The sequence below is a fragment of the Bacillus sp. FSL K6-0972 genome, from assembly GCF_037976035.1.
Lineage (GTDB): Bacteria > Bacillota > Bacilli > Bacillales > Bacillaceae > Bacillus > Bacillus haynesii.
In genome coordinates this window covers 1897107-1920842 of the sequence record NZ_CP150260.1, presented here as the reverse complement: position 1 = coordinate 1920842, position 23736 = coordinate 1897107, and the positions used below count along the sequence as shown (strand labels likewise).

The following is a 23736-nucleotide window of genomic DNA, read 5'->3' as shown; positions in this document are numbered from 1 at the left end:
ATCCGAAAAGGTTACTTAATTCCTTTCAGATCAGCTTTTTTATTTATGAAAGGCGGGAAGCCCGCACACGTTTTGTTTCCATTTCATTAATGGCAAGTGTCTCAGGGTCAATCACGACCCCATAATCTTGCAATGCTGATTCAATGCTGACAAACTCGTTTAAGACGTCGTCCAGCACCTTTTCCGGTTCACGCTCCAGCGGATTCCCCCAGCCTCCGCCGCCTGCACGATAAAATTGGATGATGCCGCCCGCAGGCATTTTGACTTCAAAAGCCGTTTCATCGATTTCTCTGGCTTCGTCTGTTCCATACCCGACGATCACCTTATTGCTTGGTGCATCGCCAGCTCCGCAGAAGCCTTTTGTTGTATTTCGGACCCCTGCCATCATGACGCTTGTGCGGCTTTCCTTTAAGTGCTGGATCTGAACATCCAACCCGGGTGTGCCTCTCCAGCGGCCTGCACCCGTAAAATCGCTCGTATATTCATGTTTTAATACACGGCTCGGGTATTGAACTTCAGTCATTTCAATAGATGGAAGAATAACTCCTGTCATAACAGGAGGATAAAGCCCCCATCCGTCCGTTTCGTATGCAGCCCCCGCGCCGCCGGTATAACCGTAAAAATTCAAATTCACCCACGGCTTGCCGTCATCGTATTTTCCGTGAGAATAGGCGAGAGGAAGCTTATGGGAGTTGACTCCGACGCGTTTTGGCGCACATTGGGAAATGGCCTGTAAAACAGCCTCGGCTATTTCTGCTCCTACGCATGCAGTCGCGTGTCCGCACGGTGCCGGCAGCTGCGGATTCACAACTGTTCCTAAAGGCGCGGTTACTGTTACCGGATTCATATATCCTTCATTGATCGGAATATCCTCATCACAGCAAGTCGAAATACCGACAAAAGCAAACGAAGTCGTATTTGAGAGCGGGCTGTTGATGAAGCCCTTTACTTGCTGGGATGAGCCGGTAAAGTCAATGTGAAGATCGCTGCCTTTCACGGTCACCGTTGCGCGAACCTTAATATCACGGTTGCCTTGAAAGTCGTGGTCAGCAAATGTTTCACCGACATAGGTGCCGTCCGGCCAGCTGCTGATTTCATCGCGAACCCTGTTTTCTGTATATTGAATCCGGTTGTCAATAGCTGTAATCACCTTCTCGGCACCATACTTATCCAGCATGGTCTGAATTCGAGAGGCAGCGACCTTGCATGCCCCGATCATCGCATTTAAGTCGCCTTCAAGCCAATGGGAAAGCCGGTTGTTTGCAACGATTAAATCGAATACATCCCTACGCTTTTCTCCCCGCTCATAGATTTTTAACGGCGGAATCCGCAACCCGTCATGCCAAATGTCTTTTGAGCGCGGATTATACCCTCCGGCAACCGGACCGCCATTATCGGCCATATGGCTTCGGACAGCAGGAAGCAGGATCGGCTTGCGATTATAAAAAACAGGCATGACGATCGTCCAGTCAAGGCTGTGCGAGCCTCCATGATACGGATCATTGACAAGGAGAATATCTCCGGGGTGAAGATCATACCGAAAGGCGTCCAATAAATGGTCAACTGCGCCTACTACCGCATAAAGGTGAAGCGTACAGCCGGGGGCTTGCGCGACAAGGCGCGATTTTTTGCCGGAAAGGTCAAAGACGCCCGTCGTAAAATCATGTGCTTCGTTAAACAATGGTGAACGGGCCGTTCTCGTGACAGTGGCGCTCATTTCCCTGGCAACCGCATCAAGAGAACCGCCGACCACCTGTGATAGGATAAAGTCCTGATTGATCATAGCTGCTCCTCCTTTTGAGAGTACGTAAAGACGAGGAGGTCGCCTTTTTTCACATGTTGGTTTACCGCGCTTTCATAAAAGGTTTCATCATGGTCTCCCGTTCTTGACAGAGACCCGTATTCTCCCCTTTCGCTAAAAGGCAGAAGAAGGTTGAAATAAATATCGTCCTCCTGGTTAAGCAGAGACACTTTCATTTCTTCCCCATTGTCCGTCCACTCCCGGGAAACCATTTTAAAACCGTGGTAAAGCTCCAATTCCTCTGCTGATACAAGCATCCGTTGACCAAATAAAGCAGGCGGTCCGAAGCCTTTTGAAGCTGAAGGATACCCGGGCGCCAGAACAATTGATTTCGTTTCAGCTTCCGTGCCAAGCTCCGGATAAAAAACGGCCTGCGGACCTGTCCCATATATCGGCGGAAATTCTTCATTTGTGTCTTGTCCGCTTTGAATAGCTTTATATACCGCTTCAGCGATGAAATGTCCGGTAATGCTTGGAGCTAATGCTGTAGCTGCAGGAAATTCCGGATCCAAAATCGTTCCCAGTCTCGTCTTCGTTTGAAACGGTTGAAGCGTTCCTTCATTGATCGGTATTTCATCGGCAATCCTTGCCAGGAACGGCCAAACGGCAAACGCCTTCGTTAAAGCAGCAGGTGCATTAACCGGCTTTACGGACTGTGCCGACGATCTGCTCAAATCGATTTCAACCGAATCGTCCTTCTTTGAGATCTGCACATGAATTGTACTCTTGTTTCCTTTTGTAATTTCAAACTCCTGGACAGCGCTCATTTCCGTTTCAGGCAGGAGAGATACATGATGTTCAACTCTTTTTTGGCTGTATTCAAACATGCTTTCGATCGATTCGGTCACTGTTTTTTGGCCATAGCTACCAAGAAACGTTTTCAATTGCTGTTTGGCGCCTTGTAAACATGTATACATGGCTTCCAAATCCGCTTTAAAGGAAGCGGGCACCCGGCTGTTTGATAATAAGAAACGAAGAATATCAGTCTGCAGAACGCCTTGCTTATAAAGCTTTACCGGCGTAATTCTGATATTTTCCTGCCATACTTCAAATGCATCGGGATGGAAGCCGCCCGGATACTCGCCGGCCAAATCGATCATCTGAGCGCGGATAGCGGGGAAGAGTACGAGCTCCCCTTCAAGGAATAACGGCGCCGCCATGGTGAGCGACTGTCCTTTCGTTCCGCCGCTGTATGGATCTGCGACCAGCAATACATCTCCATCTGCGATATCAAATGAAAAATAGTCGAACAGTTTTTCCACGCTTTCTTTTAAGGCAAACAAATGTTCAGGCTCATATTGATGTTGAACCGCGATTTTCAGCTCATTCGTAAAAAGCGCTGTAGCAAATGCCCGGTCTTGCGAAAGCAAAGGGGAACGGGAGATTCGCTGCAAATTATCCCCGACTTCTCTGCCGATCGATTGCAGCTTGCTATAAAGAATTTGAGCTTGGATCATGCATTTCCACCTCTTGTCGCCTGTTGAGAATGCTTTACTTCGATGACACAGTTGCGGTATGAATCGATTAGAGCCTCATGTCCCGGATAAACAACAATGGTCGTACCCCATTGCTCAATGATAGCCGGACCGACAATCAGGTTGCCCGGCTCAAGCATTGATCCGTTGAAAATAGGCGTTTTCGTCGGTTCGATCTCAAAATACATATCGCGTTCACCGGTTTTCGCTTTTGAAGGATCCTCCTGCTCAAACGGCTCCTCCTTAAGCTTTAACGGCTCTCTGACCCCAACCAGATCAAGACGGAGGTTTAAGATTTCAATGTCATGCTCAGGGTCTTTATGGGCAAACATTCTTTCATGAAGGTCATGGAAATCTGCCACCGTTGCTTCAAGATTCAATTCTGTAATCCTCCGCGTCCTTGATTTCACCGGTACGGTTACTTCATGGACTTCCCCGGCGTAGCGCATATCGATAAAGCGGCGGGTTTCATATTGATTGGTGACCGATTGACCTCCAAGTTTTTCGCGGGCCGTCTGTTCCATCTTTTCAAAATCGGCGTTCATCGCTTGCAGATCAACGTTTTTCAAACTTTCAAAGCGCGTCCTGAGCTCCGTTACTTTAAGGTTTGCTGCTACATCGCCGAGCGCACAAAAGACCGGGGCAAGGGACGGAACGATAACGGTTTTAATGCCGAGGTCTTCCGCCTGCTTACCTGCATGGATGGCTCCCGCACCGCCGACAGCCATTAGAGCGAAGTTCCTTGGATCATGGCCTCGCTGTGTCGTCACAAAGTGGACTGCATTTGACATATCGCTATTGACGATTTGTGAGATGGCAAGAGCGGCTTCCACTGTCGAAATCCCGAGCGGTTCAGCAATTCTTGTACGGATGGCCTTTTCAGCCAGTGAACGGTCAAGCTTCATTTCTCCACCAAGGAAGTTATCAGGGTTAATATAGCCTAAGAAGACATTCACATCCGTAACAGTCGGTTCTTCTCCGCCTCTTCCGTAGCAGGCCGGCCCCGGATTTGAGCCTGCGCTTCGCGGACCGACTTGTAAAGCTCCGCCGCTGTCAATCCAGGCGATGCTTCCGCCGCCGGAGCCGATCGTGTGGATATCCATCATCGGCAGGGCAACCCGGTATCTGCTGATCCAGTTTTCCGTCGTGATCGCCGGATTTAATTTTTCGATAACCGAGACATCATAGCTTGTTCCGCCCATGTCTACGGTAATGACGTTCTCGTAGCCTGATTTTTCTCCGATAAAGGAAGCAGCTGTCACTCCTCCGGCTGGACCTGACAGAAGGCCTCCTGCTGCAAATTTTCCGCTTTGAATGACATTTTGCACCCCGCCGTTTGATTGCATGACAAACAGTTCTCCAGTAAATCCGTCTTCGCGAAGCCGTTCGTCAAGATGGTTCAAGTAGCTTTGCATGGAAGGGCCTGTGAACGCATTGACGATGGTCGTGCTTACCCGTTCAAATTCCCGAATCTGCGGCAGCACTTCATATGATAACGATACAAACATGCCTGGAGCTTCCTCATGAACAATCTCTTTAACACGGATTTCATGTGAAGGATTCATAAAGCTGAACAGAAAGCAAACAGCAACCGCCTCGATCCCCTCTTGGACAAAACCGCGGACTGCCCGGCGGACGGCTTCTTCATCAAGCTCAGTTACGACATTTCCTGTATGATCCAATCGTTCAGGAATCCCCACACGATACCTTCTTGGGACAATTTGATAAGGAGCTTCCAAGCGCGGAGAAAACACGCTTTCTTTGTACGCGCGGCGGAACTCGATTTCGTCCCGAAAGCCATCCGTCGTGAGGAGCCCCACCTTTGCTCCGTTATATTCCAGCAAGGCATTGGTGGCAACTGTTGTTCCATGGACAACCAATGGACTATTGGCTAACAGACCCTTTACGTCTATGCCGATGATTTCAGCCATTTTTTTAATCCCGTTCATCACACCATCAGACTGGTCAGGGGTTGAAGGCGTCTTCGTCGAAACCATTTGTCCTCCCTTGTTGACAGCCACTAAATCTGTAAACGTCCCGCCGACATCAATTCCAAATACCCATTGGTTTTTTTCATTCATCATTGAAAACCTTTCCTCCTTATCCGCTTAAAAACCAGACGATTCCTCTGTCGCTTCTCCGATTTCGTAACGGAGATTTAATTTTGTGAAAATAAACGTAAAGATGATATAAATCAAAAATGCAAGTACAGTAGAGTTAATCGGCCCGATACCGAACGTTATCTTTGAAGCGCTAAAACCTCCGATGATCACCGAGAGAATCGCCGCAACATTCAGCTTCGAATAAGTTGTTCCAGCCCCGAATTGATATTGTTTTTTCTTGATGACAGGTGCTGTGATCCAATGATCGGCGATCATGACTCCTGCGATCGGCGGAACATACAAACCTAAAAATGTTAAGAATGGCACAAACATATTTTGGACACCTAATAATGCAATGATAATTCCGATTACGCCCATGATCGCCACAAGTGCTTTCTTAGGAATGTTCACAACATTGCGAAGCCCCAGAGATCCGGTATACAAATTGTTATCATTCGTCGTCCACTGCGCAAAAACGATGATGAAAAATGCCAAGAATCCAAGCCCAAGCTTGCTCATAGCGGCTGGTATATTCGGTGTTGACCCGATATCCGGAACATTCGCGGCAATGGCCATTGCCGCTCCTGCAACAAGACAGAAAACACCTCCAAGGAAATAACCTACAGACGCGCCTATTCCTCCTGAAACCGCTCCTTTTGCATATCTCGTCACGTCAGGAAAAACAACCGCACCCAATGCAGCATTTCCAACTACAATTGTAATTCCGGCAAATATCGTCATAGGGTCCCCTGTCGGATGAAACGTCAGCAAGTTATGCCAGCTTCCAGAATAATTGACTGCACTCACAATGCCCCATATAGAAAAGATGACGACTAAAGGTACGGCGATAAAGCTTAAAGCGGCAAGCCCGCGATATCCTATAAAAGCGGTAAGGATCATTAAAATGCCGCCCCAAACGATGGCGACCTCAGGCTTTGCAAGCCAAACCCCCGGAAACATTTCAGAAATTGTCGTCCCAAAGAAAGCAACCTGCCAGCCAAACCAGCCGATTCCAAGCGTCAGTGCCAAGACAATTCCAAAAAGGCTCGATCCATAGCGTCCAAAAGCCTGACGGGCAAGAACGGTTGTCGATATTCCGTATTTTGCACCCATTACACCTTGAAAAAAGCCATAGACCGCAAGAATCAGCATGCCTAAGACAGCAGCTAAAACCGCATGTGCAAAATTCAATCCCTGGATTAGCGCTCCTCCAGTCACAATCGTCGACAATGAGATAATCCAGGCACAGCTTGTAATTGTAATGTTAAAAATCGATTTTCTCTTATTTTCAGGCACTGACGTAACAGCAAAATCATCAGCATTTGTAGAGGAAGGTTTTTTACTGTTGTTTTCCATTTTTATGCTCCTTCGTTTCATCGTGTAGGTTGTTACACCATATTCATATCAATCGTTACCCCTCGTTTTAACGTATTGCCGATTGTACATGCCCTTTCAGCAGAGGTGATTAATTTCTTTTTATAATCGGTCGGAAGATGCTCAGGCAATTTGACGCTAACCGTACATTTCTCAACCCGGGACGGGCCTTCAGGTGCTTTAGCGGCGGAAACAGAAACTGAAAACTCATCCTCCTGCACTTCTATCCCATCCCTTTCAAACATCTTTTGCAGAGATATGGTGATACACATACCTAATGAAGCTTCCAACAGCTCTATCGGCGACAGTCCGTCTGAATTCGGAGTGAAAGACCCCTTCGCCTGCATACCGGCTTCATGAAAAATCCCAAACTCTCCATTTGATTTTTGAATAATAGTCAAATTTAATTCCTCCTTTGGCCAATCAGCCCGAAAAATTCAAAATGAACCAATTCTTCAGTCATTTCATCAACCGAAAACTTAGGAACATAATTCAGATCATGCTTTGGCCCAAACAGCCATTTTGATAGTGTGCCAAACACAAGACTAGTTAACATGGTGGCCTGCAGGTCAGTGTTATGGGAGGAATTTAGCATTCCAAGCTCTGTAGCCCTTTGGATGTTCTTTTTAAATGCCTGTTCAACACTGATCAGCGCCTCTTCAATTGCCTCCCTAATTTCCGGATCGGCGCCTTGTCCCTTGACTAATAAAAATGTCATTAAGTTTCTATTCTCCTGTGCAAATGTAAAAATTCTTTTCATAAGTGCTGTCGTGGATTGGATCATATCATCAGTAAGAGCAAACGTTTGCCTGTAGCCTTGATGAATAGCTGCAAGAAGGTTTTCTTTTCCTCTGTCTATGATTTCCTTGGCGATTTCTTCTTTGCTTTTGAAGTGCCAGTAAAAGGTTCCCTGTGCAACGCCAGCCTGTTTTACGATGTCTGAAATTTTTGTCGCGTGATATCCTTTCGTAGCAAAAATCTCAAGCGCGATATGTAGCAATTCCTCTCTTGTGTCCGTATTTCCCAAGCATTTCCCTCCTCACCCTGAATCTTGATTGACAAGTCAGTCAGTTTTAGGGCTGTAATTCCTATTGGATTTGTAAGAATAATCTTATACAATGTTCTTTTTCTAGTCAAGTTGCTAACCTTTCCATTTTTCGCGCAATTACAAAATATGAGCAAAGCAAAACCTCTATTTACTTCTTTAATCCCCCTCACGGCCACTGGATCAAACGGCTTTCGGTTTATTTTTTCAAGAGATTTGCAGTTTCATCGACTAATTGTAATAAAGTTTTTTTATGATGTGATGATGAAACTTTTTGACGATCTAATTCCCGCAGTCTGGAATAAATGTCTTTCCGCTCATTTTGGAGTTCGCGTATGGCTTGAATCTCGGCATTGTTCAGTTGTTCCAGTCTTAATCGGAGCGCCTCTCTTTCGTTGAACACATTCCCACCCCCTAACAAAATATTACTTGTAGTGTATAGGACTTTTTTCAGTTTAACAATTCTTCTTTCTTAAAAATTTGTGTATTCGATTTGGATGACCGGAATCTTGGCGGGATTTCAACCTACTTTTTATGGAGAGATTTTACGGCTTTGAACACGAGGAACCGGACTGGAATTCATGAGAAACCTTGAAAAAACCAAAGAGAATTCAGCCGGAGTCCTCTTTGATTTTTTTATCGCTATATAACCTTGTTGAATCTCAAAATCTTCTTGGAACATTATTTTCACAAAAGAAAAACATGATATAGATATAAAGCTGCAAATTTTGAATTCTTTTCATCAATCAGCACTTGCATCATGAACTCCTTTTCGCCAAAATACAAGGAGTCCTTCAAAACAGCAAGACTTTCCGCAGATTTGAAATAATCGTTCCAATCACCGCAAAAAGGAGTTTTTAGAAATGATGATCATTTTAATACTGATAGCCGGCATTTTGGCCGGAATGGCGATTCCCGTTCAAACCTCAATTAATTCACGGCTAGGCATGAAAATCGGGTCTCCTTACGGGGCGGCGGCCATTTCTTTTTTTGTCGGGACGCTTATCCTGCTCATTGTTGCCTTCGTGACAGAGCGCCATTTTTTGTCTATCATCGGACTTTTTCCTTCCATCCCATGGTGGATCCTCGTGGGGGGCGGATGTTTAGGCGTTTTTTATTTAACATCAAATATTTTGTTGCTTCCGCGTCTTGGATCAGCACTGACGGTTGTCGTCACTCTGCTTGGGCAGATGATAATGGCTTTGGCAATCGATCACTTCGGATGGTTTCATGTTCCTGTTCATGAATTAAACTTTCCTAGAGTCATCGGCATTCTGTTCATCATCTCCGGGGTTTTCATCATCAAAAAATATTAATAGCAAGGGAGTTCATCACCGATGAAAAACAGATCTATGTACGTTTTTCTTTACATGATGCTCGGGCTTTTTGCCGGAATGGCATCCCCGATTCAAACATCCATCAATTCAGAGCTGAGAAATGCTCTCCAATCACCTTTAATCGCTTCTCTGATTTCGTTTTTGGTGGGAATGATCGTTCTTCTTTTTCTCACAACGATCATTGAACATCGGCGGTTATTTCATATAAACAATTTACAAACAGCAAAAACCTTTGTCACAGGCAGCCCTTGGTGGCTTTGGACAGGCGGAATACTTGGCGTCATCTTTATTACGTCCAATATTTTGCTTTTGCCGATTGTCGGAGCATCTCTTACTGTTGTTTTGGCTTTAAGCGGCCAAATGATCATCGCCCTCATCATCGATCATTTTGGATGGTTCGGAATCCCCAAACACCGCTTGAACGTGCAGCGCCTTCTGGGAATTGTCCTGATGATCACGGGAATTATGATCATTCAGCATTTTTGATGCCAGTCCTTTTGCACCTTCTGCCGGCTGGAATTCACGTATTCGCTTTAAAATGAATAAAAGGGCGGTGTCCGCCCTTTATTTCAAATTTCTCAGCCATTTAGTTTACATAATATTTTTTATAGTAAACTATTTTTTCACAAATAAAAAAAGCCATTTTGTTAAAATGACTTAAGTGCTGCAATTGCCGTATGCAAGTAAGAAAGTTTTAAACCACACTCCTCAAAGTGGGTGTCTGCAGAAACGTTCCTGTCGTCCTTTCGAGGAAGGCATGACATTCCGGTTCCGATATAAAACTCCCTATTACAGCTTAAAGGTTAAAACTTAATTATCATTACGTACAATGCAGCGTAATTTATTATATGATAAAAACATTAATCATGCAACCCCTTGCCTGAAGAGAATGATACGTTCTATAATAAGCTGAATATTTACAAAATTCTGCAATCCGATGGCAATCGTACAACCCTTCCCGTACATCTGTTCATAGACTGTCTATTGAGGTGATGTCTTGTGGTAAAAATTTTTATCGATCCCGGCCATGGCGGGACTGATCCAGGCGCTTCAGCCAATGGTTTGCAAGAAAAACAGTTAACATTGCAAATCGCCTTGGCTTTAAGAAACATTCTGCTGAATGAATATCAAAATGTTTCAGTCCAGCTGAGCAGGACAAGCGACCAAACCGTCAGTCTGACGCAACGCACGAACTCCGCGAACAGCTGGGGAGCAGACTACTTTCTATCGATTCACATCAATGCCGGGGGCGGGACAGGTTTCGAGGATTATATTTATCCCGGCGTCGGCGCACCTACCACCACCTATCGGGATCTCATGCATGAAGAGATTTTAAAAGTTGTCGATTTCAGGGATCGCGGCAAGAAAACGGCCAATTTTCACGTGTTAAGAGAAACGGTCATGCCCGCACTGCTTACGGAAAATGGCTTTGTAGACAATACAAGCGACGCCGAGAAACTGAAGTCATCCACGTTTATTCAATCCATTGCCAGAGGCCACGCCAACGGACTCGCAAGGGCATTTAACCTTTCAAAAAAATCCGCAGCTCTCTATAAAGTGCAGATCGGTGCTTTCAGGAACAAAGCCAACGCCGATTCGCTTGCCGCTCAAGCGGAAGCGAAAGGGTTTGATGCCATTGTGATTTACAGGGACAGCCTTTATAAAGTACAAATTGGCGCCTTTTCTTCGAAAGAAAATGCCGAAGCGCTCGTTCAGCAAGCCAAAAACGCCGGATTTGACGCTTTCATTTACCAGAAATAGGGACAACCATCATGAAAAGCCCGCGATCTGTCTCGTATAGATCGCAGGCTTTTTTTATGCTTTTGCAGCTTTACTTTGAACCGCCGGCTTTTGATTCGATGCATGGCTGTTCAACACCATTCCGATAATGACAAAAGCCATGCCGCTCCAAGAGATGGCACCTGGAAGCGGACTTGAAAGAAACAAAATTTCACCAGCAGCCGCAAACAGCACTTCAAACGATTGTGTGGCCTCGACAGCCGCTAATTTGCGCATATCCCCTTTTACAAGATCGGTAGCGGCAAAGAACAGCACAGTTGCACATATTCCGGAAAAGACAGCCACCAATCCTGACTGAATGACTTGTCCCCGGCTGGGCGCACCTGCCGATGCCAGCCCGTACAGCGAGAGGATCAGCCAAAACGGAAGGCTTGCCAACGTCATCCCCAATACCCGCTGATAAGCATCAAGGCGCCCGGCGCAAGCTTCCATCATTTTTCTGTTCCCAAGCGGATATGCAAATGAAGCCAAAATAACCGGCACGATGCACAGCAGCATCTCGTGCAAAGAAAGCTGTGCAGCATGCTCAGCTTGCATCAACGCCACCCCGATTAAAATGATAAACGACATCGTCAGCCCCTTATATGGAATTTTGCCTCTCATCTGTACCGGACCTGTTTTTGTTTGAATGGTTTCGTAAAAAAGCGGCGCCAAAAGGGAACCGGAAATGATCGTGATTTGCCATGTTCCTGCGATCAGCCAGCCCGGCCCGTAAGCCGCAGCAAAACAGAGCGGCGCATAAAAAAGGCCGAAGCCGATGATGCTCCATCTCAGCCATATGCCCGGCGCTTTTTTGATTTCCTGAAAAAGCTCTTTTACATTCCCCCTCAGCCAAACGATGACAAATAAAAGAGGCGCCATGAAGATAAATCTTAGCGAAGCGCTCCAGATCCAGCTTCCCCCTTCAAGCTCCATCGCCCTGTTTAAAACGAATGTAAAAGCAAAAAAGAAGGCTGCAAAAACGCCCAGTATAATCGGCCTCACAATCCCCTCACTCCTTTTCCTGATGTCCGGCCAACCGGTCTCCGAGACTGAGCCAGTTTTCCTCGGCAAGCCTGATGGCCGCATCCCGATCCCCCTGTCTGCAGGCATCGATGATACACTTATGCAGTTCGACAGACTTCAAGCTGCCGATCGAGGAAAACTGCGACATTTCAAGACGGTAAATTTTTGAAGAAATTCTCTCCAATGCCCGGGGAATTTCCGGGTTTTTTGATGCTTGTAAAAACACGTCATGAAAAGCAGCATCCGATTCGATTGCTTCGATAATGTCTTCTTTTTGAATCGCTTGCTGCAACGTTTTGTTATGCGCCTCCAGTTGATCAAAGTCGGAATCCGTTAAAAAAGGAAACGACAGCTTGACAGCCAGCGCATGCAGTGCCGCAGTGACTGTAAAAGCGTGTTCAGCCTCCTCGCGATTTAACGGTGCGACACGTGTTGCCGATCCCGGAACAGCTTCAACAAGGCCTTCATCTTCCAGTCGTTTGAGCGCCTCCCTGACAGGTGTGCGGCTGATGCCAAACTGCTCTGCAAGCTCCTGATCATGCAGGCGCTCCTCCGGCTTTAGTTCTAAATGTACAATGGCGCGCTTCAGTGTTTGATACACTTCTTCCCGAAGCGAAATTCGTTTGATTCGTTTAATGTTATTTTTCATCATAAAACCAATATATCGGATTTTGGTTTTATGCACAACTAAAAAGAGGTTAGATTTTACTAACCTCTCAGATTGTTGACAAAATCCCAAAACGGCTTATCGTTTTAGGATTTTGTCATCCTTTAACCTCTTTCTCTTTAGCGGCGTATTTTCTTTTCTCCTGGCAATCTTTGCAGATGCCGTACAGCTCCAATCGGTGATGTGTCACTTTAAATCCGGTCATCCGCGCCGCAATGTCTTTCACTTTATCAAGTTGCGGACAATGAAAATCGACGATCTTTCCGCATACTTCACATATGACATGATCATGTTCCTCGACAGCCCGATCAAAGCGAAGCGGATCTGTAAACCCCATTTCTTTTATAAGGCCCTCTTGTTTTAAAAAACGGATGGTGTTGTATATCGTCGCTGTACTGACAGCAGGATAGACTTCCCTTAATGATTGTTGGATTTCGGCTATTGTGGGATGGTTCCTGTTTGCTAAAAAACAATGGTAGATGACCAGCCGCTGCGGCGTCATTCGAATGCCTTTCCGTTTAAGCTGCGCCATCGCTTCCTGCTTTACCTTCGTTTCCTTTTCCATGCCCCCTTTTTTCCTTTGAATCTTTTGATATCTTTGCTCAGCAGCCTTAGAATCGGATTGCTTTATGATGCGTTGTTCATTTAATGAACGTTCTCTTTGATCCGATCGAAGGCCTGCCACGGCATAAGGGCACAGTTATGACGGGCTCGCAATGGATCGACACCCATCAGGGAAACGGCATCTCCCAGCAGATCATCTGCCGGTTCTTCTCCTTTTCTGATCATATCTTCCATCGCCTCCCGCATGAGTCCGGCTTCTTTTAACGTCTTTCCTTTTATCAGTTCAGTCATGATTGATGAGGAAGCCATGCTGATGCTGCATCCATCTCCGATAAAAGCTGCGTCTTCGATCTTTTCATCTTTAATGTCGATAAACAAAGTCATCACATCACCGCATGTTGGATTTTTATAATGGACGTAATACGCATCGCGTTTATCGATTTTTCGAAAATTTCGTCTGTATCTTGCATGATCCATAATGACGGACCGATACAGCTCTTCCAGTTTCGGCATGAAATCATGCTCCTTTCCTTTTGAACCGTTTATTTTGGTTGAAAGAATAAACGGATTCAGTTATACTTCCGTTATTAAATCGTAATTATTACGATTTAATCATAACCGATCAAGAATCTCATCGCAAATGAAAAGGCAGCTCGGTCAAACACAAGGGGGAAGGATTTATCATGAAGGAGCCATACCGCATGCAGCTCGATTCTTTTCAAATGACAATTTTATCTGATGGAGCATTTCGAGTTTCAAGGGATTTCTTTTTGGCGGGAGGAGCCCCTCAGGAAACAGAACGTTATCCTGAAGAATTTGAAGTAGCGCTGAACTTTGTCTGTCTGGAGACAAGCGGCAAACGGATACTGATTGATACGGGATTTGGCGAAACAGGCGGACAAAAAAGCGGGCACTTGATTCATTACCTGAAGCAGGCGGGAATCAAGCCTGATTCGATAGACTATGTCATTTTGTCACACAGTCATTTAGATCATACGGGAGGTCTTCTGAAAAACGGGGAGCACGCTTTTCCAAACGCTGTTCATCTGATCAGTGAAGCAGAATGGCTGTACGCAAAACAAACACCGGCTTCTCCACAGTTTCACATTCTCTCCGCTGTCCGGCCGCTACTGAAGCTACTGACCGAAGACACCGAACTGCTTCCCGGACTGAAGCTGATCCATACGCCCGGACATACACCTGGACACCTGACGATTGAATTGCAGACAAAAGACGGCGTCTGTCAGATCATCAATGATGTATTTCATATTCCGGAAAGCATTTCCAATCCGAAGCTGCGGGTTTCGCTTGAGCATGATCCTATCGAGGGAGAAAAGACAAGGAGACTCCTGGCCCGGCAGGCTTATAATGGACGGGTCCTGCTCCACGGCTGTCATTTCCCATATCCCGGCTTCGGGTTGATCGAAAAGGAGGGCTTACTTTTTCAATGGAAACCGGTTCAATACGAAAAGAAAACTCGCTGAATCAGCGAGTTTTCCAATTTAAACTAAGATATCAACGACAAACTGTGACCAAGATTCAAGCCTGTCATAGACGCTTTTTTCTTTCAGATCACTGGCTTTCATCCAACGGCCGGCAATCTGCTCCTTTTCTTTCACTTCAACGTGTGCGCCCGGTTTTAATTCAAGCGCTGAAAGGATTCCGATATGTACTTTTCCGACGCTGTTTTCATCATCATTAATCAGTCCGAGCGTCACCATTTTTTCTTTATCTGACTCCTCGATTAGAAGCTCTTCATCAAGTTCGCGGTCTGTATTCAACTTCAGAATATCGGAAAAGTCAAGCCCTTCGGCAAAGTTCATGTGTCCGCCGAATCCGAGTGACAGCTTGTTGTGAAGCCGCGCTTCCCCTCCGCCTTCGAGCCGCTCATATACAAATATTTCGTCTTCTCTTTTGATGACAACATAAGGGATCGGCTGTTTAAATGCAGGATCTTCCTCGGCGTCTCCCCTTCTCATTTCACTGAAGTGGCGTTCAATATGCGCCATGATCTCCCCGATCGTCTCGCCGTCGCTGTTGACGCCTTGGAAAGTCAGCGTTTCATTTGCAAATACGTTTTCCCGCGGGACCACGAGAATCATTTCGTCCATTTTTCCCATCGTATCCGTTTCCTCCTCAAAGTGAAAAGAGCAGATTCGTTCTGCTCTCATTTTGCCGTGTATCTATAAATGAAAGGCGGGGCTAGGGCGCGGGTGCGCCCTTTTAGCCCGGCTTACTTATCGTCAAAGTAAAAGTCGTCGTCTTTTAACGGTTCAACTGTTGCTTTTTTGTAGCCGTTCCCTTTCATTGAGAAGAAGTCGTGTGACTTCGTTTTCGTATTCAACCCGTTCAACACGATCGGATTGATCTCTTCTTCTTCAAAATAAGCTTCAAAGCCAAGGTTCATCAGCGCTTTGTTGGCATTGTAGCGGATGAACTTCTTCACGTCGTGTGAAAGGCCGACCTGATCGTACAGGTCTTCTGTATATTCAAGCTCATTTTCATAAAGCTCTTTCAACAGATCAATGGAAAACGCATACAGCTCTTCTTTTTTCTCCGCTGTCTGCTGATTGTAAATCTCCTGAGCGAGCAGGCCGACATAGACGCCGTGAATCGCTTCATCCCGCAAGATCAGGTTGATGATTTCGCCGCTTTGCATCAGCTTGCCTTGTCCGTAAAAATAAAGCGGGTAGTAGAAGCCGCTGTAGAACAGGAAGCTTTCTAAATAAACGGATGCGACCATCGCTTTAAACAGCGAAATCTTATCGCCCTGGCGGATTTTTTCATAGAGCCCGACAATGATCTGAGCTTTTTTCTGCAGGTATTTGTTTTGTTTGACCCATTCAAAGACTTCGTTGATCGTCTCTGTCGGGGCAAGCGTCATGAAAATGTTTGAATAGGACTTGGCGTGGACCGCGTTTTCCATCATCGCCATGAAATTCAGCACCGCTTTGCGCTGATGCCCTTCCACATGCTCAGCAACAAGGGGCATTCCCGTGTTCCCCTGCTCTGTGTCAAGAAGCGTCAGCCCTGCGAGCACCTTCATGTATGTGTCCTGTTCATTTTTACCCAAGTACTTCCATGTCAGAAGATCTCCATTAAGCGCAATCTCTTCCGGAAGCCAAAACTGCTTCACATTTTGGTTGTAAAACATTTGGGTAAAATCATCTTCATGCTTTGACCAGTTTGCTGCATCATATATTTTCGTCACTTTCGCATACTCTCCTTTAATCAAACGACACAAGAAAGGCAGCCTTCTTGCCCTGTATCCTTCGTTCTTGCATAGTAAAGTGTTTTGATTCCTTTATGGTGGGCATAAAGATCGATCCGGTTCAGATCGCGTGTCGTCATTGTATCTTTCAGGAACAATGTAAAGCTTATGCCTTGGTCAACGTGCTGCTGAATCGTCGAGATCATGTCGACAACCCTGAACATGTCCATATCATACGCTTCTTTATAGTAGAACCAGTTGCTCGGCGCAAGTCCAGGCATTGGATAGTACGTCTTGGAGTTGCCGTATGTTCTTTCTTCAATCCGCTCCATGATCGGCATGACTGATGCTGTGCTTGACTGCACATATGAAATGGACCCGGTCGGTGCGATGCACAGTCTGTAGCTGTGGTACAATCCGTGTTCTTTGACAAACTGTTTCAGCTGCTCCCAGTCTTCTTTTGTCGGAATGTGCATGCCTTCAAAAAGCTTGGCCACTTTTTCGAATTTAGGCGAGAAATCTTGTGTGACATACTTTTCGAAGTATTCGCCTGTTGCATAAGCCGAACCTTCATAGTTATGATACGTCTCACCTTTTTCTTTGGCGATCTCGGCAGACCGTTCAATCGAGTAGAAGTTCATCATCATAAAGAAAGTGTTCGCGAAGTCCCTCGCTTCCTCACTTTCATAGGCGATATTGTTCTGTGCCAAGAATCCGTGCAGGTTCATCGCTCCGAGACCGATGGATTTCATCGCTTTGTTCGCTTTTTTGACCGCCGGTGCGTTTGTAATGTTTGTCGTTTCAGAAACGTGCGTCAGCGAATCGGTTGCAAGCTTAACCGTCTGCTCAAGCGATTTGTTTTTCATGACGTTCAAAATGTTCAATGAACCAAGGTTGCAGGAGATATCAAGGCCGATCTCATCTTCTTGACCGTAGTCTGTGTATGAAGAAACTTGTGAAGCCTGAAGAACCTCCGAGCAAAGGTTGGAAAATTTAACCTTGGAAATATGATTGTTCGCATGCGCGTTGTTGACATTGTCCTGGAACATAATGTACGGATACCCGGATTCCGATCTTAACATCGCAAGCTTTTCGAGCATCTTGCGCGGGTGGACTTTTTCTTTTTTGACGCGCGGATCTTCCACAAGCCGGTCGTACATCTCGTTCATGTCCATTTCATCGAGGTGTTCGCCGTACGCTTTATAAACGGTGTGCGGATAAAATACGTATGCCGCTTTATCCTCTCTTGCAAGCTCGATAAATTTATCTGGAATCACAACCCCGATGGACAATGTTTTCACCCGGACATCCTCGTCAGCCGAAATCTTCTTCGTATCGAGGAAATCGTTAATGTCGCGGTGGAAAATGTTTAAGTACGCAGCGCCTGAGCCTTGTCTTTGTCCCATCTGATCAGCGTAGCGGAATGCGTTGTCAAGAAGCTTCATTACGCCGACGACACCTTTTGTCGCGTTTTCGACGTCTTTGATTGCTTCGCCTTTCGCACGCAGTTTTGAAAGGTTTAAAGATACGCCTCCGCCGAGCTTTGACAGCTGCATCGAAATATCAATCGCTCTCGAAATGTCGTTCAAGGAATCATTGACTTCCAAGAGGAAACAGCTGACCAGCTCTCCGCGGCGTTTGCGGCCGGCATTTAAGAACGTCGGCGTGCTTGGCTGATACTCCTGGTTGATCATCATTCTGACGAATTCTTTCGCCTTCTCCTTATCCCCGTTTGCAAAAAATAAAGCTACGATAGAGATTCTGTCTTCATAGCGTTCAAGAATTTTTTTCTTGTCGTTTGTCTTCAGCGCATAGTCATTGTAAAACTTAAAAGCGCTCATAAAGGACGGGAATCTGAATTTTTTGGCGTAAGCCTCTTTGAACACTTCCTTGATTTCTTCGAACGTGTAGCGGCTTAAAAACTCTTCTTCATAGTAGTCATTCTTGATTAAGTAATCGATTTTCTCTTTCAGATCATGGAAAAATACCGTATTTTGGTTGATATAGTCTACAAAATAACTATGTACAGCTTCTTTATCTTTATCAAACTGGAATTTCCCGTCTTTTTGGATCATGATCTCATTGTTTAACTGGATCCATTTTGGCACTTGATTTTGTGACAATTCTTTCTACCTCCTGAGTAAACAGTTCAACGTCTTTGGCCGTCCCGCTGAGCTCAAATTTGCCGAGAATCGGAACCTGATATTGCTTCGAGATTTTTTCTGCGCTTTTCGCAAAATTATCTCCCCACACTCTGTTTCCGCTTGCCGCAACTCCCAAAAGAAGATGGGCGTTTTTCTCAAGAAACATCTCAGTCGTTTTCGGAACTTCCCCAAACCCTGTCGTGTACGTGATCAAAACAAACGGTTCATCTAGATACTCCTCTGTGTTGACTTTCCGTTTATTGCGAAAAGGCGTCTTATCCACAAAGCGCTGAACGTTTCCCGTTTTTGAATCAAATACGATCTGAATCATCATTATCACGACCTAGTAAAATTGTTTCCGAGTCTTCCACTCGAACCTTACACAATATATAGTATACTATCATTCAAGAAAACACAATATATTGTGCTCGAGTTGATGAAAGTTCACAATTCGCTTCAGCTTAGGAGGCCTAAGGCCAAAGAAATATGAGTAGAATGAGAGCCGTTCGCTCATCCTACTCACAAACCGAAATCTATCATAACACGAAAAAAATTGAGTTAGTAGACTAGACTTTTTCGCTTATTTTTTGTAAGCGTCACAGCACTTGTTCTCGCATACCTCTTTAATATCGGCTTCGATGCCGAGTTCCTTGAGAACCGACTGGACAGCCGTCATGATCGACGCTTCCCTGACAAGTTCTTTTCCGTTTACGAGAATACTTGTGCCGTATTCATAGCAGGAATCATCTTCACACGTCTCTTCCCAATGGTTGATGACGATCTTAGGTTTCATTGTTCGCTCATTCCTTTTCATTTTCAAACTGAATTGATGTAAACACTACTTAGTTTAGCGATTAGATGCCGCTTTGTAAATTTGAATGCCTCGGGCTTGCACAGGACGTGATGACGGCGGCGTTTTAGACAGGATGTCTGAGCAGTGAGCCGCCGTTCCTTTTATTCCTTAACTCTCTAGGACCGGCAACGGCCGCAGATGATTGTAATGTCACCATGAAAAGACAAAATCCCAAAACAGTAACCTGTTTCAGGATTTTGTCAGGCAATCAGAAAAAACCATGCAAGGCATGGTCTTTTAGTCCGCGAATCGCTATTCGAGTTCGAGCTGAACGTTTTTTTGCGGTGCAAACGTGGAAATGGCGTGTTTGTATATAAGCTGCTGCTTTCCTTCCGATTCAATCAACACTGTAAAGTTGTCAAATCCTTTTACCTGTCCGCGCAGCTGAAATCCATTCAGTAAAAAGACCGTGACAAATGTATTTTCTTTCCGAATCTGATTCAAAAACTGATCTTGAATATTTATCGATTTCATGATTCTGGTCCTCCTTGTTTCTCTATATCATATTGTTTCGATTAAAGTTCGAGCTTTCCTGCTATGTAAGTGAAAATTTCCTGTTTTTTCTGCTCGATATTGACAGGGGGCGTCATGTCAAACCAGGCGACATCCATTTGATTTCTGAACCATGTCAGCTGCCTTTTGGCATAGCGTCTCGAATTCCGCTTCAGCGTCTCAACCGCCTCTTCCAAAGACGCTCTGCCTTCAAGATGCGCATAAAGCTCTTTGTAACCGATGGCTTGAACAGACTGGCAGTTTCTTACGTTTTCATCATAAAGCTGTTTCACTTCATCCAGCAGCCCTTCATCCATCATCTGGTCAACGCGGCAGTTGATCCTGTCATACAGCACTTCCCGCTCCATCGTCAAACCGATGAGAGCCGTGGTGTATAAAAGCTCTTTCCGCTGTCCTTCCATATGTTCGGACATCGTTTTTCCTGTCGTATGCAGGATTTCAAGCGCCCTGATGACCCTTCGTTTATTGTTTGGATGAATGGCTTTTGCCGCTTCGGGATCGCGCTCTTTCAAAAGACCGTGAACATATTCGGCCCCCCTCTTGGCAGAGAGCGCCTCCATCTCCGCCCGAAACTCAGGGTCGCCTGCTTCCTCTGTGAATGAATAGTCGTAAAGGACAGACTGGATATAGAGCCCGGTTCCCCCGACAATCATCGGAAGCTTCCCCCGCCTGGCGATCGCTGCGATTTTTTGTCTGACGATCTCCTGATATTCAGCAACCGAGAAAGATTCCGTCGGTTCTTTAATATCGATCAGGTGATGCGGAACCCCGTTCATTTCCTCTTCTCTGATTTTTGCTGTGCCGATATCCATTCTTTTGTAAATCTGCATCGAATCTCCGCTGATAATTTCCGCGTTCAAATGCTCGGCCAGCATGACGCTTAATTTTGTTTTACCGACAGCGGTCGGTCCGATCAAAACGATGACCGGCGGTTTCGTTTTATTCACTGCTGATCACTCTCTTTAAACAAGCTCCTCCCATTATACCATTTCACGTTCAAAAACACCCATTTCATTTTACCCGTTTTCACTGTTTTCCAAACATTCCCTCACCAGCCTATCGGCTCATTTCCCACGATTTCTCTTGTGTAACCCTTAAAATGATGCCGATGCCTCTCCTTCATTCCATCGGTTAAATACACAACTCCTCCATATCTGATCGGGGGAGCCGTAGAATATGCCAGATAGGTCGTGCCCCCGATTTCATGGTAGTGCGTGCCGTCCGCTCGCGGAATCGCGGGCCCTGTAATCGCGTAATACCTATGGTAATGACCATCATCAAAAGAAGTAATTCCGGAATAAAAATGTACGTGCCCATCTGTATTGCTTCCGTTTGCCGGCTGGGAAAAACCTTCAATTAGGTGGTAATGGCCGTCGGCAATCGATGTTTTCGCCCTGTAGGCGTGGGCATGGGCCGGCGACTTTGACCAATCCGACTGATACAGCGTCATGTTTCGTTCACTCCTTTTTGAGGGCGGCTTCACTAAAAAATCCGGCGGGCGCCCAAGCAAAAACCGCTGGGCAGAATACAGTGATGTTAGTCAGGTTTCATTTTATTATTGGAGGGATTTTTTTATGAATCATTTCGACCATGCTCCTGTCTATTACGACGACAACCAGCGAATCATCGGCAGGCCTTTCTTTGGCGGACCTTTTGGGCGCCCGTTTTTCGGCCCGCGTCCGTTTTTCGGTCCGGGTCCCTTCTTTGGAGGATTTTTGGGCGGCCTTACTGCCGGAGCGCTTCTCGGCCCTTGGGGATATCCGTATCCTTACTATCGTTATTACTGACAGATAAAGGCTCTTCCAGGGGCCTTTTTACATAACTTTTTTCTTGACTTAGAACTTTTGCATCAATTAAGATGGATTTTACTAACCGGTTAGTAAAGCGGGTTTTTTTATGTCTAAAAAAGAGGAAATCTTTGAAGCGGCCTCATGATGATTGCGGAATTTAAAGGCTTTAACACTTTAAAATCGTTTATAGGCTGCGTTTTATGATATTCGAATGAAACTAACTTTGTACAAGCACTTATGCTGCGGCAGCACTTCTTAAACCGCAGCATGAATTCTGCGATGAGGGTGCTGGCGAAGTGGAACCTCGGCCTTGGTATATGGTCAAACTCGTATGCGGGGTCATCTTGTTTTCGGGAATGTTTCAATTGGAACTGCTTGCTTATCCTTTTGAATCATGCAATAAAATCGATAGAGGAGGATTTCGTATGATTGCAGGCTACATTTTTCTTCTGATCGCCATCTTGTCAGAAGCAGCGGCAGCCGCCATGCTGAAAATATCTGACGGGTTCGCGCGCTGGCAGCCGTCGGTTCTCGTAGTGATCGGCTATGGTCTCGCATTTTACATGATGTCGCTCACATTGCAGGTCATCCCATTAAGCCTCTCCTATGCGACTTGGAGCGGAGCGGGCACCGTTCTCACTGCAATCATCGGCGTCTTGTGGTTTCAAGAAAAGCTGAACCGGCGAAATATCGCCGGCATTATCTGTCTCGTGTCAGGCGTTGTACTGATCAATTTGTCATAAGGAGGAGAATCTCATGAAAGGCATGTTCTTTTTGGCGGCTGCCATTTTGTCCGAAGTATTCGGAAGCACGATGCTGAAGCTGTCAGAAGGCTTTAGCGCCCCCCTGCCAGCAGCCGGCGTCATGATCGGTTTTGCGGCTTCTTTTACGTTTCTGAGCTTTTCATTAAAAACACTGCCTTTATCTGCGGCATATGCGACTTGGGCCGGCACCGGGACGGCTTTGACAGCTGCGATCGGGTATTTTATATTTCAGGAGCCATTCAATCTCAAAACCCTTATTGGGCTTGTATTGATCATCGGCGGCGTCTTTTTGCTCAATTCAAAGCATACTGAAGCGGCAGATCAAAAGGCTCAGCTCACGATCGAAATCTAATCCGCTTTGGAGACGACAATCTTCGCCTCTAATTCAATGGCGACGTTACCCTGAACCGCCCTTGATATCATGCAGGATGTCTCCGCTTTTTCAGCCAGTCTTTCGGCAAGTTCGACCTCTTTTTCCGCCGCTTCTTTCGGAAGGCGGATCAAAGGTCTGTGAATGATTTTTTCGTACGTAAACACCCCTCCTGTCACATCGACTACGGCCTCGGATTCCATCGTCAGGCTCTCTTTTTCCAATCCGCTTCTTTCCATCATGGCTGCAAGCGTAATGATATAGCATGTCGCAGCAGCACCGAGCAGCATTTCGTCAGGGTTTGTCCCCGCTCCCGGGCCGTCCATTTCCTTTGGTATCGAAATTTCGGTTTTTAAATTCCCGCTTTCAATCCTTCCGATATCGTTCCGTTTTCCAGGCCAGTCTGCCTGAAGGTAAAAATGATGTTTAGCCATAAAAAATACCTCCTTTTTTATCTGCTTTATAGTCTACCGGTATTTGACCTTTCTGTCTTTTGATTTGCCTAAAAAACCGGTAAACCATGACAGCTGTCTAACACACAGGGCATAAGCGGAACATAGAATACAACGAAAATCCGCGCAAGAAAGGACGAAAAAAATGGATAATGTAGAACAACATTTACAGCAGGCGGCAGTGCCCGAACAGCATATGCATATCCCCCAGTATCAGCACGCCGAAGCCGCCGTGCACCACATCAAATGTCCGTTGTTTCCACACTTGAAACATAAGACGTTGTGCACAGTTGCTCCCTTTGTTCATTACGGTTTAAATGAAGCGCAAGCCACTTCCTATCACCATGCCATGGAAGAAGTAGCGGCAATGGCTTATTTAATGGGCATGGGTATGAACCCTCACTTGGCCTACTGTACAGTTGAGTCATGGGAAATCAACGAAACATTTTATTAATTGGACTGAACGGTC

28 protein-coding genes and 1 other RNA gene are annotated in these 23736 nt (G+C 45.7%); 8 read left to right on the top strand and 21 right to left on the bottom strand.

Annotation, left to right across the window (positions count from 1 at the left end):
• Window positions 1-43: 43 nt before the first annotated feature.
• The 7 genes from MKX80_RS09760 to MKX80_RS09730 form a co-directional block, all read right to left on the bottom strand.
• A complete protein-coding gene (locus MKX80_RS09760) occupies window positions 44-1783 on the bottom strand; it encodes a hydantoinase B/oxoprolinase family protein (protein WP_268351623.1) in 1740 nt (579 codons plus the stop codon).
• The gene (locus MKX80_RS09755; protein ID WP_268343324.1) at window positions 1780-3258 is read right to left on the bottom strand and encodes a hydantoinase B/oxoprolinase family protein; all 1479 of its coding nucleotides are present in this window, start codon (window positions 3256-3258) and stop codon (window positions 1780-1782) included. The genes MKX80_RS09760 and MKX80_RS09755 overlap by 4 nt, the downstream gene beginning before the upstream one ends.
• Window positions 3255-5360 (bottom strand): hydantoinase/oxoprolinase family protein, encoded by a 2106-nt coding sequence (locus tag MKX80_RS09750; RefSeq protein ID WP_268335304.1) that lies wholly within the window; start codon window positions 5358-5360, stop codon window positions 3255-3257. Before MKX80_RS09750 ends, MKX80_RS09755 begins: the two co-directional genes overlap by 4 nt.
• A gap of 24 nt (window positions 5361-5384) precedes the next feature.
• Complete coding sequence (locus tag MKX80_RS09745; RefSeq protein ID WP_182070645.1) at window positions 5385-6734, bottom strand: cytosine permease; 1350 nt, start codon at window positions 6732-6734, stop codon at window positions 5385-5387.
• A gap of 32 nt (window positions 6735-6766) precedes the next feature.
• Entirely contained in the window at window positions 6767-7153 is a 387-nt protein-coding gene (locus MKX80_RS09740) for an OsmC family protein (protein ID WP_154998783.1), read from the bottom strand.
• Window positions 7154-7155: 2 nt separating this feature from the next.
• On the bottom strand, window positions 7156-7779 hold the full coding sequence (locus MKX80_RS09735; RefSeq protein WP_154998781.1) for a TetR/AcrR family transcriptional regulator: 624 nt from the start codon (window positions 7777-7779) through the stop codon (window positions 7156-7158).
• Between the two features lie 217 nt (window positions 7780-7996).
• Complete coding sequence (locus MKX80_RS09730) at window positions 7997-8200, bottom strand: hypothetical protein (protein WP_154998779.1); 204 nt, start codon at window positions 8198-8200, stop codon at window positions 7997-7999.
• A gap of 460 nt (window positions 8201-8660) precedes the next feature.
• Here MKX80_RS09730 and MKX80_RS09725 point away from each other — a divergent pair, with 460 nt between their 5' ends.
• Together MKX80_RS09725 and MKX80_RS09720 are read left to right on the top strand one after the other, a co-directional pair.
• Window positions 8661-9113: a DMT family transporter gene (locus MKX80_RS09725; protein ID WP_154998777.1), complete on the top strand. Its 453-nt coding sequence runs from the start codon at window positions 8661-8663 to the stop codon at window positions 9111-9113.
• A 21-nt stretch (window positions 9114-9134) separates the two neighbouring features.
• The gene (locus MKX80_RS09720; RefSeq protein ID WP_154998775.1) at window positions 9135-9620 is read left to right on the top strand and encodes a DMT family transporter; all 486 of its coding nucleotides are present in this window, start codon (window positions 9135-9137) and stop codon (window positions 9618-9620) included.
• Between the two features lie 171 nt (window positions 9621-9791).
• On the opposite strand, the gene ssrS is transcribed toward MKX80_RS09720, so the two are convergent.
• A non-coding RNA gene (ssrS, locus tag MKX80_RS09715) (6S RNA) lies at window positions 9792-9975 on the bottom strand.
• A gap of 158 nt (window positions 9976-10133) precedes the next feature.
• Between ssrS and MKX80_RS09710 the strand changes: the two genes are divergently transcribed.
• A complete protein-coding gene (locus MKX80_RS09710; RefSeq protein ID WP_268310872.1) occupies window positions 10134-10895 on the top strand; it encodes an N-acetylmuramoyl-L-alanine amidase in 762 nt (253 codons plus the stop codon).
• Between the two features lie 54 nt (window positions 10896-10949).
• Here MKX80_RS09710 and MKX80_RS09705 read toward each other — a convergent pair whose 3' ends face one another.
• From MKX80_RS09705 to sufU, 4 genes are all read right to left on the bottom strand, one after another.
• The gene (locus MKX80_RS09705) at window positions 10950-11918 is read right to left on the bottom strand and encodes a multidrug resistance efflux transporter family protein (RefSeq protein WP_154998771.1); all 969 of its coding nucleotides are present in this window, start codon (window positions 11916-11918) and stop codon (window positions 10950-10952) included.
• Window positions 11919-11925: 7 nt separating this feature from the next.
• Window positions 11926-12591, bottom strand: a complete 666-nt coding sequence (locus MKX80_RS09700) for a GntR family transcriptional regulator (RefSeq protein ID WP_182070649.1) — start codon at window positions 12589-12591, stop codon at window positions 11926-11928.
• 112 nt (window positions 12592-12703) lie between these two features.
• Window positions 12704-13171: a Fur family transcriptional regulator gene (locus tag MKX80_RS09695; protein WP_182070650.1), complete on the bottom strand. Its 468-nt coding sequence runs from the start codon at window positions 13169-13171 to the stop codon at window positions 12704-12706.
• An 80-nt stretch (window positions 13172-13251) separates the two neighbouring features.
• Window positions 13252-13683 (bottom strand): Fe-S cluster assembly sulfur transfer protein SufU, encoded by a 432-nt coding sequence (gene sufU / locus MKX80_RS09690; protein WP_268343440.1) that lies wholly within the window; start codon window positions 13681-13683, stop codon window positions 13252-13254.
• Between the two features lie 170 nt (window positions 13684-13853).
• On the opposite strand from sufU, the gene MKX80_RS09685 reads away from it, so the two are divergent.
• A complete protein-coding gene (locus MKX80_RS09685) occupies window positions 13854-14654 on the top strand; it encodes an MBL fold metallo-hydrolase (protein ID WP_268314467.1) in 801 nt (266 codons plus the stop codon).
• Between the two features lie 18 nt (window positions 14655-14672).
• On the opposite strand, the gene MKX80_RS09680 is transcribed toward MKX80_RS09685, so the two are convergent.
• From MKX80_RS09680 to MKX80_RS09645, 8 genes are all read right to left on the bottom strand, one after another.
• Complete coding sequence (locus tag MKX80_RS09680) at window positions 14673-15290, bottom strand: hypothetical protein (RefSeq protein WP_154998765.1); 618 nt, start codon at window positions 15288-15290, stop codon at window positions 14673-14675.
• 113 nt (window positions 15291-15403) lie between these two features.
• Window positions 15404-16381 (bottom strand): class 1b ribonucleoside-diphosphate reductase subunit beta, encoded by a 978-nt coding sequence (gene nrdF, locus MKX80_RS09675; RefSeq protein WP_154998852.1) that lies wholly within the window; start codon window positions 16379-16381, stop codon window positions 15404-15406.
• A 20-nt stretch (window positions 16382-16401) separates the two neighbouring features.
• Entirely contained in the window at window positions 16402-18504 is a 2103-nt protein-coding gene (nrdE, locus tag MKX80_RS09670) for a class 1b ribonucleoside-diphosphate reductase subunit alpha (RefSeq protein ID WP_154998763.1), read from the bottom strand.
• Window positions 18461-18856: a class Ib ribonucleoside-diphosphate reductase assembly flavoprotein NrdI gene (gene nrdI, locus MKX80_RS09665; RefSeq protein WP_154998850.1), complete on the bottom strand. Its 396-nt coding sequence runs from the start codon at window positions 18854-18856 to the stop codon at window positions 18461-18463. The genes nrdE and nrdI overlap by 44 nt, the downstream gene beginning before the upstream one ends.
• 249 nt (window positions 18857-19105) lie before the next feature.
• Window positions 19106-19318 (bottom strand): hypothetical protein, encoded by a 213-nt coding sequence (locus MKX80_RS09660; RefSeq protein WP_003182049.1) that lies wholly within the window; start codon window positions 19316-19318, stop codon window positions 19106-19108.
• A gap of 312 nt (window positions 19319-19630) precedes the next feature.
• On the bottom strand, window positions 19631-19852 hold the full coding sequence (hfq, locus tag MKX80_RS09655) for an RNA chaperone Hfq (RefSeq protein ID WP_003182047.1): 222 nt from the start codon (window positions 19850-19852) through the stop codon (window positions 19631-19633).
• Between the two features lie 41 nt (window positions 19853-19893).
• Complete coding sequence (miaA, locus tag MKX80_RS09650) at window positions 19894-20838, bottom strand: tRNA (adenosine(37)-N6)-dimethylallyltransferase MiaA (protein ID WP_268343305.1); 945 nt, start codon at window positions 20836-20838, stop codon at window positions 19894-19896.
• Window positions 20839-20939: 101 nt separating this feature from the next.
• The gene (locus MKX80_RS09645) at window positions 20940-21341 is read right to left on the bottom strand and encodes a YmaF family protein (protein ID WP_154998759.1); all 402 of its coding nucleotides are present in this window, start codon (window positions 21339-21341) and stop codon (window positions 20940-20942) included.
• A gap of 124 nt (window positions 21342-21465) precedes the next feature.
• On the opposite strand from MKX80_RS09645, the gene MKX80_RS09640 reads away from it, so the two are divergent.
• The 3 genes from MKX80_RS09640 to MKX80_RS09630 all read left to right on the top strand — a co-directional run bounded on the left by MKX80_RS09640 (window position 21466) and on the right by MKX80_RS09630 (window position 22797).
• Window positions 21466-21678: a hypothetical protein gene (locus tag MKX80_RS09640; protein ID WP_339228421.1), complete on the top strand. Its 213-nt coding sequence runs from the start codon at window positions 21466-21468 to the stop codon at window positions 21676-21678.
• A 359-nt stretch (window positions 21679-22037) separates the two neighbouring features.
• The gene (locus MKX80_RS09635) at window positions 22038-22424 is read left to right on the top strand and encodes a multidrug efflux SMR transporter (protein WP_234113200.1); all 387 of its coding nucleotides are present in this window, start codon (window positions 22038-22040) and stop codon (window positions 22422-22424) included.
• A 13-nt stretch (window positions 22425-22437) separates the two neighbouring features.
• On the top strand, window positions 22438-22797 hold the full coding sequence (locus MKX80_RS09630; RefSeq protein WP_154998755.1) for a multidrug efflux SMR transporter: 360 nt from the start codon (window positions 22438-22440) through the stop codon (window positions 22795-22797).
• Here the strand turns inward: MKX80_RS09630 and MKX80_RS09625 are convergent.
• On the bottom strand, window positions 22794-23249 hold the full coding sequence (locus tag MKX80_RS09625; RefSeq protein ID WP_076791302.1) for an OsmC family protein: 456 nt from the start codon (window positions 23247-23249) through the stop codon (window positions 22794-22796). The genes MKX80_RS09630 and MKX80_RS09625 overlap by 4 nt on opposite strands.
• A gap of 163 nt (window positions 23250-23412) precedes the next feature.
• Between MKX80_RS09625 and MKX80_RS09620 the strand changes: the two genes are divergently transcribed.
• Window positions 23413-23721 (top strand): hypothetical protein, encoded by a 309-nt coding sequence (locus MKX80_RS09620; RefSeq protein WP_154998753.1) that lies wholly within the window; start codon window positions 23413-23415, stop codon window positions 23719-23721.
• The last annotated feature ends 15 nt before the right edge of the window (window positions 23722-23736 follow it).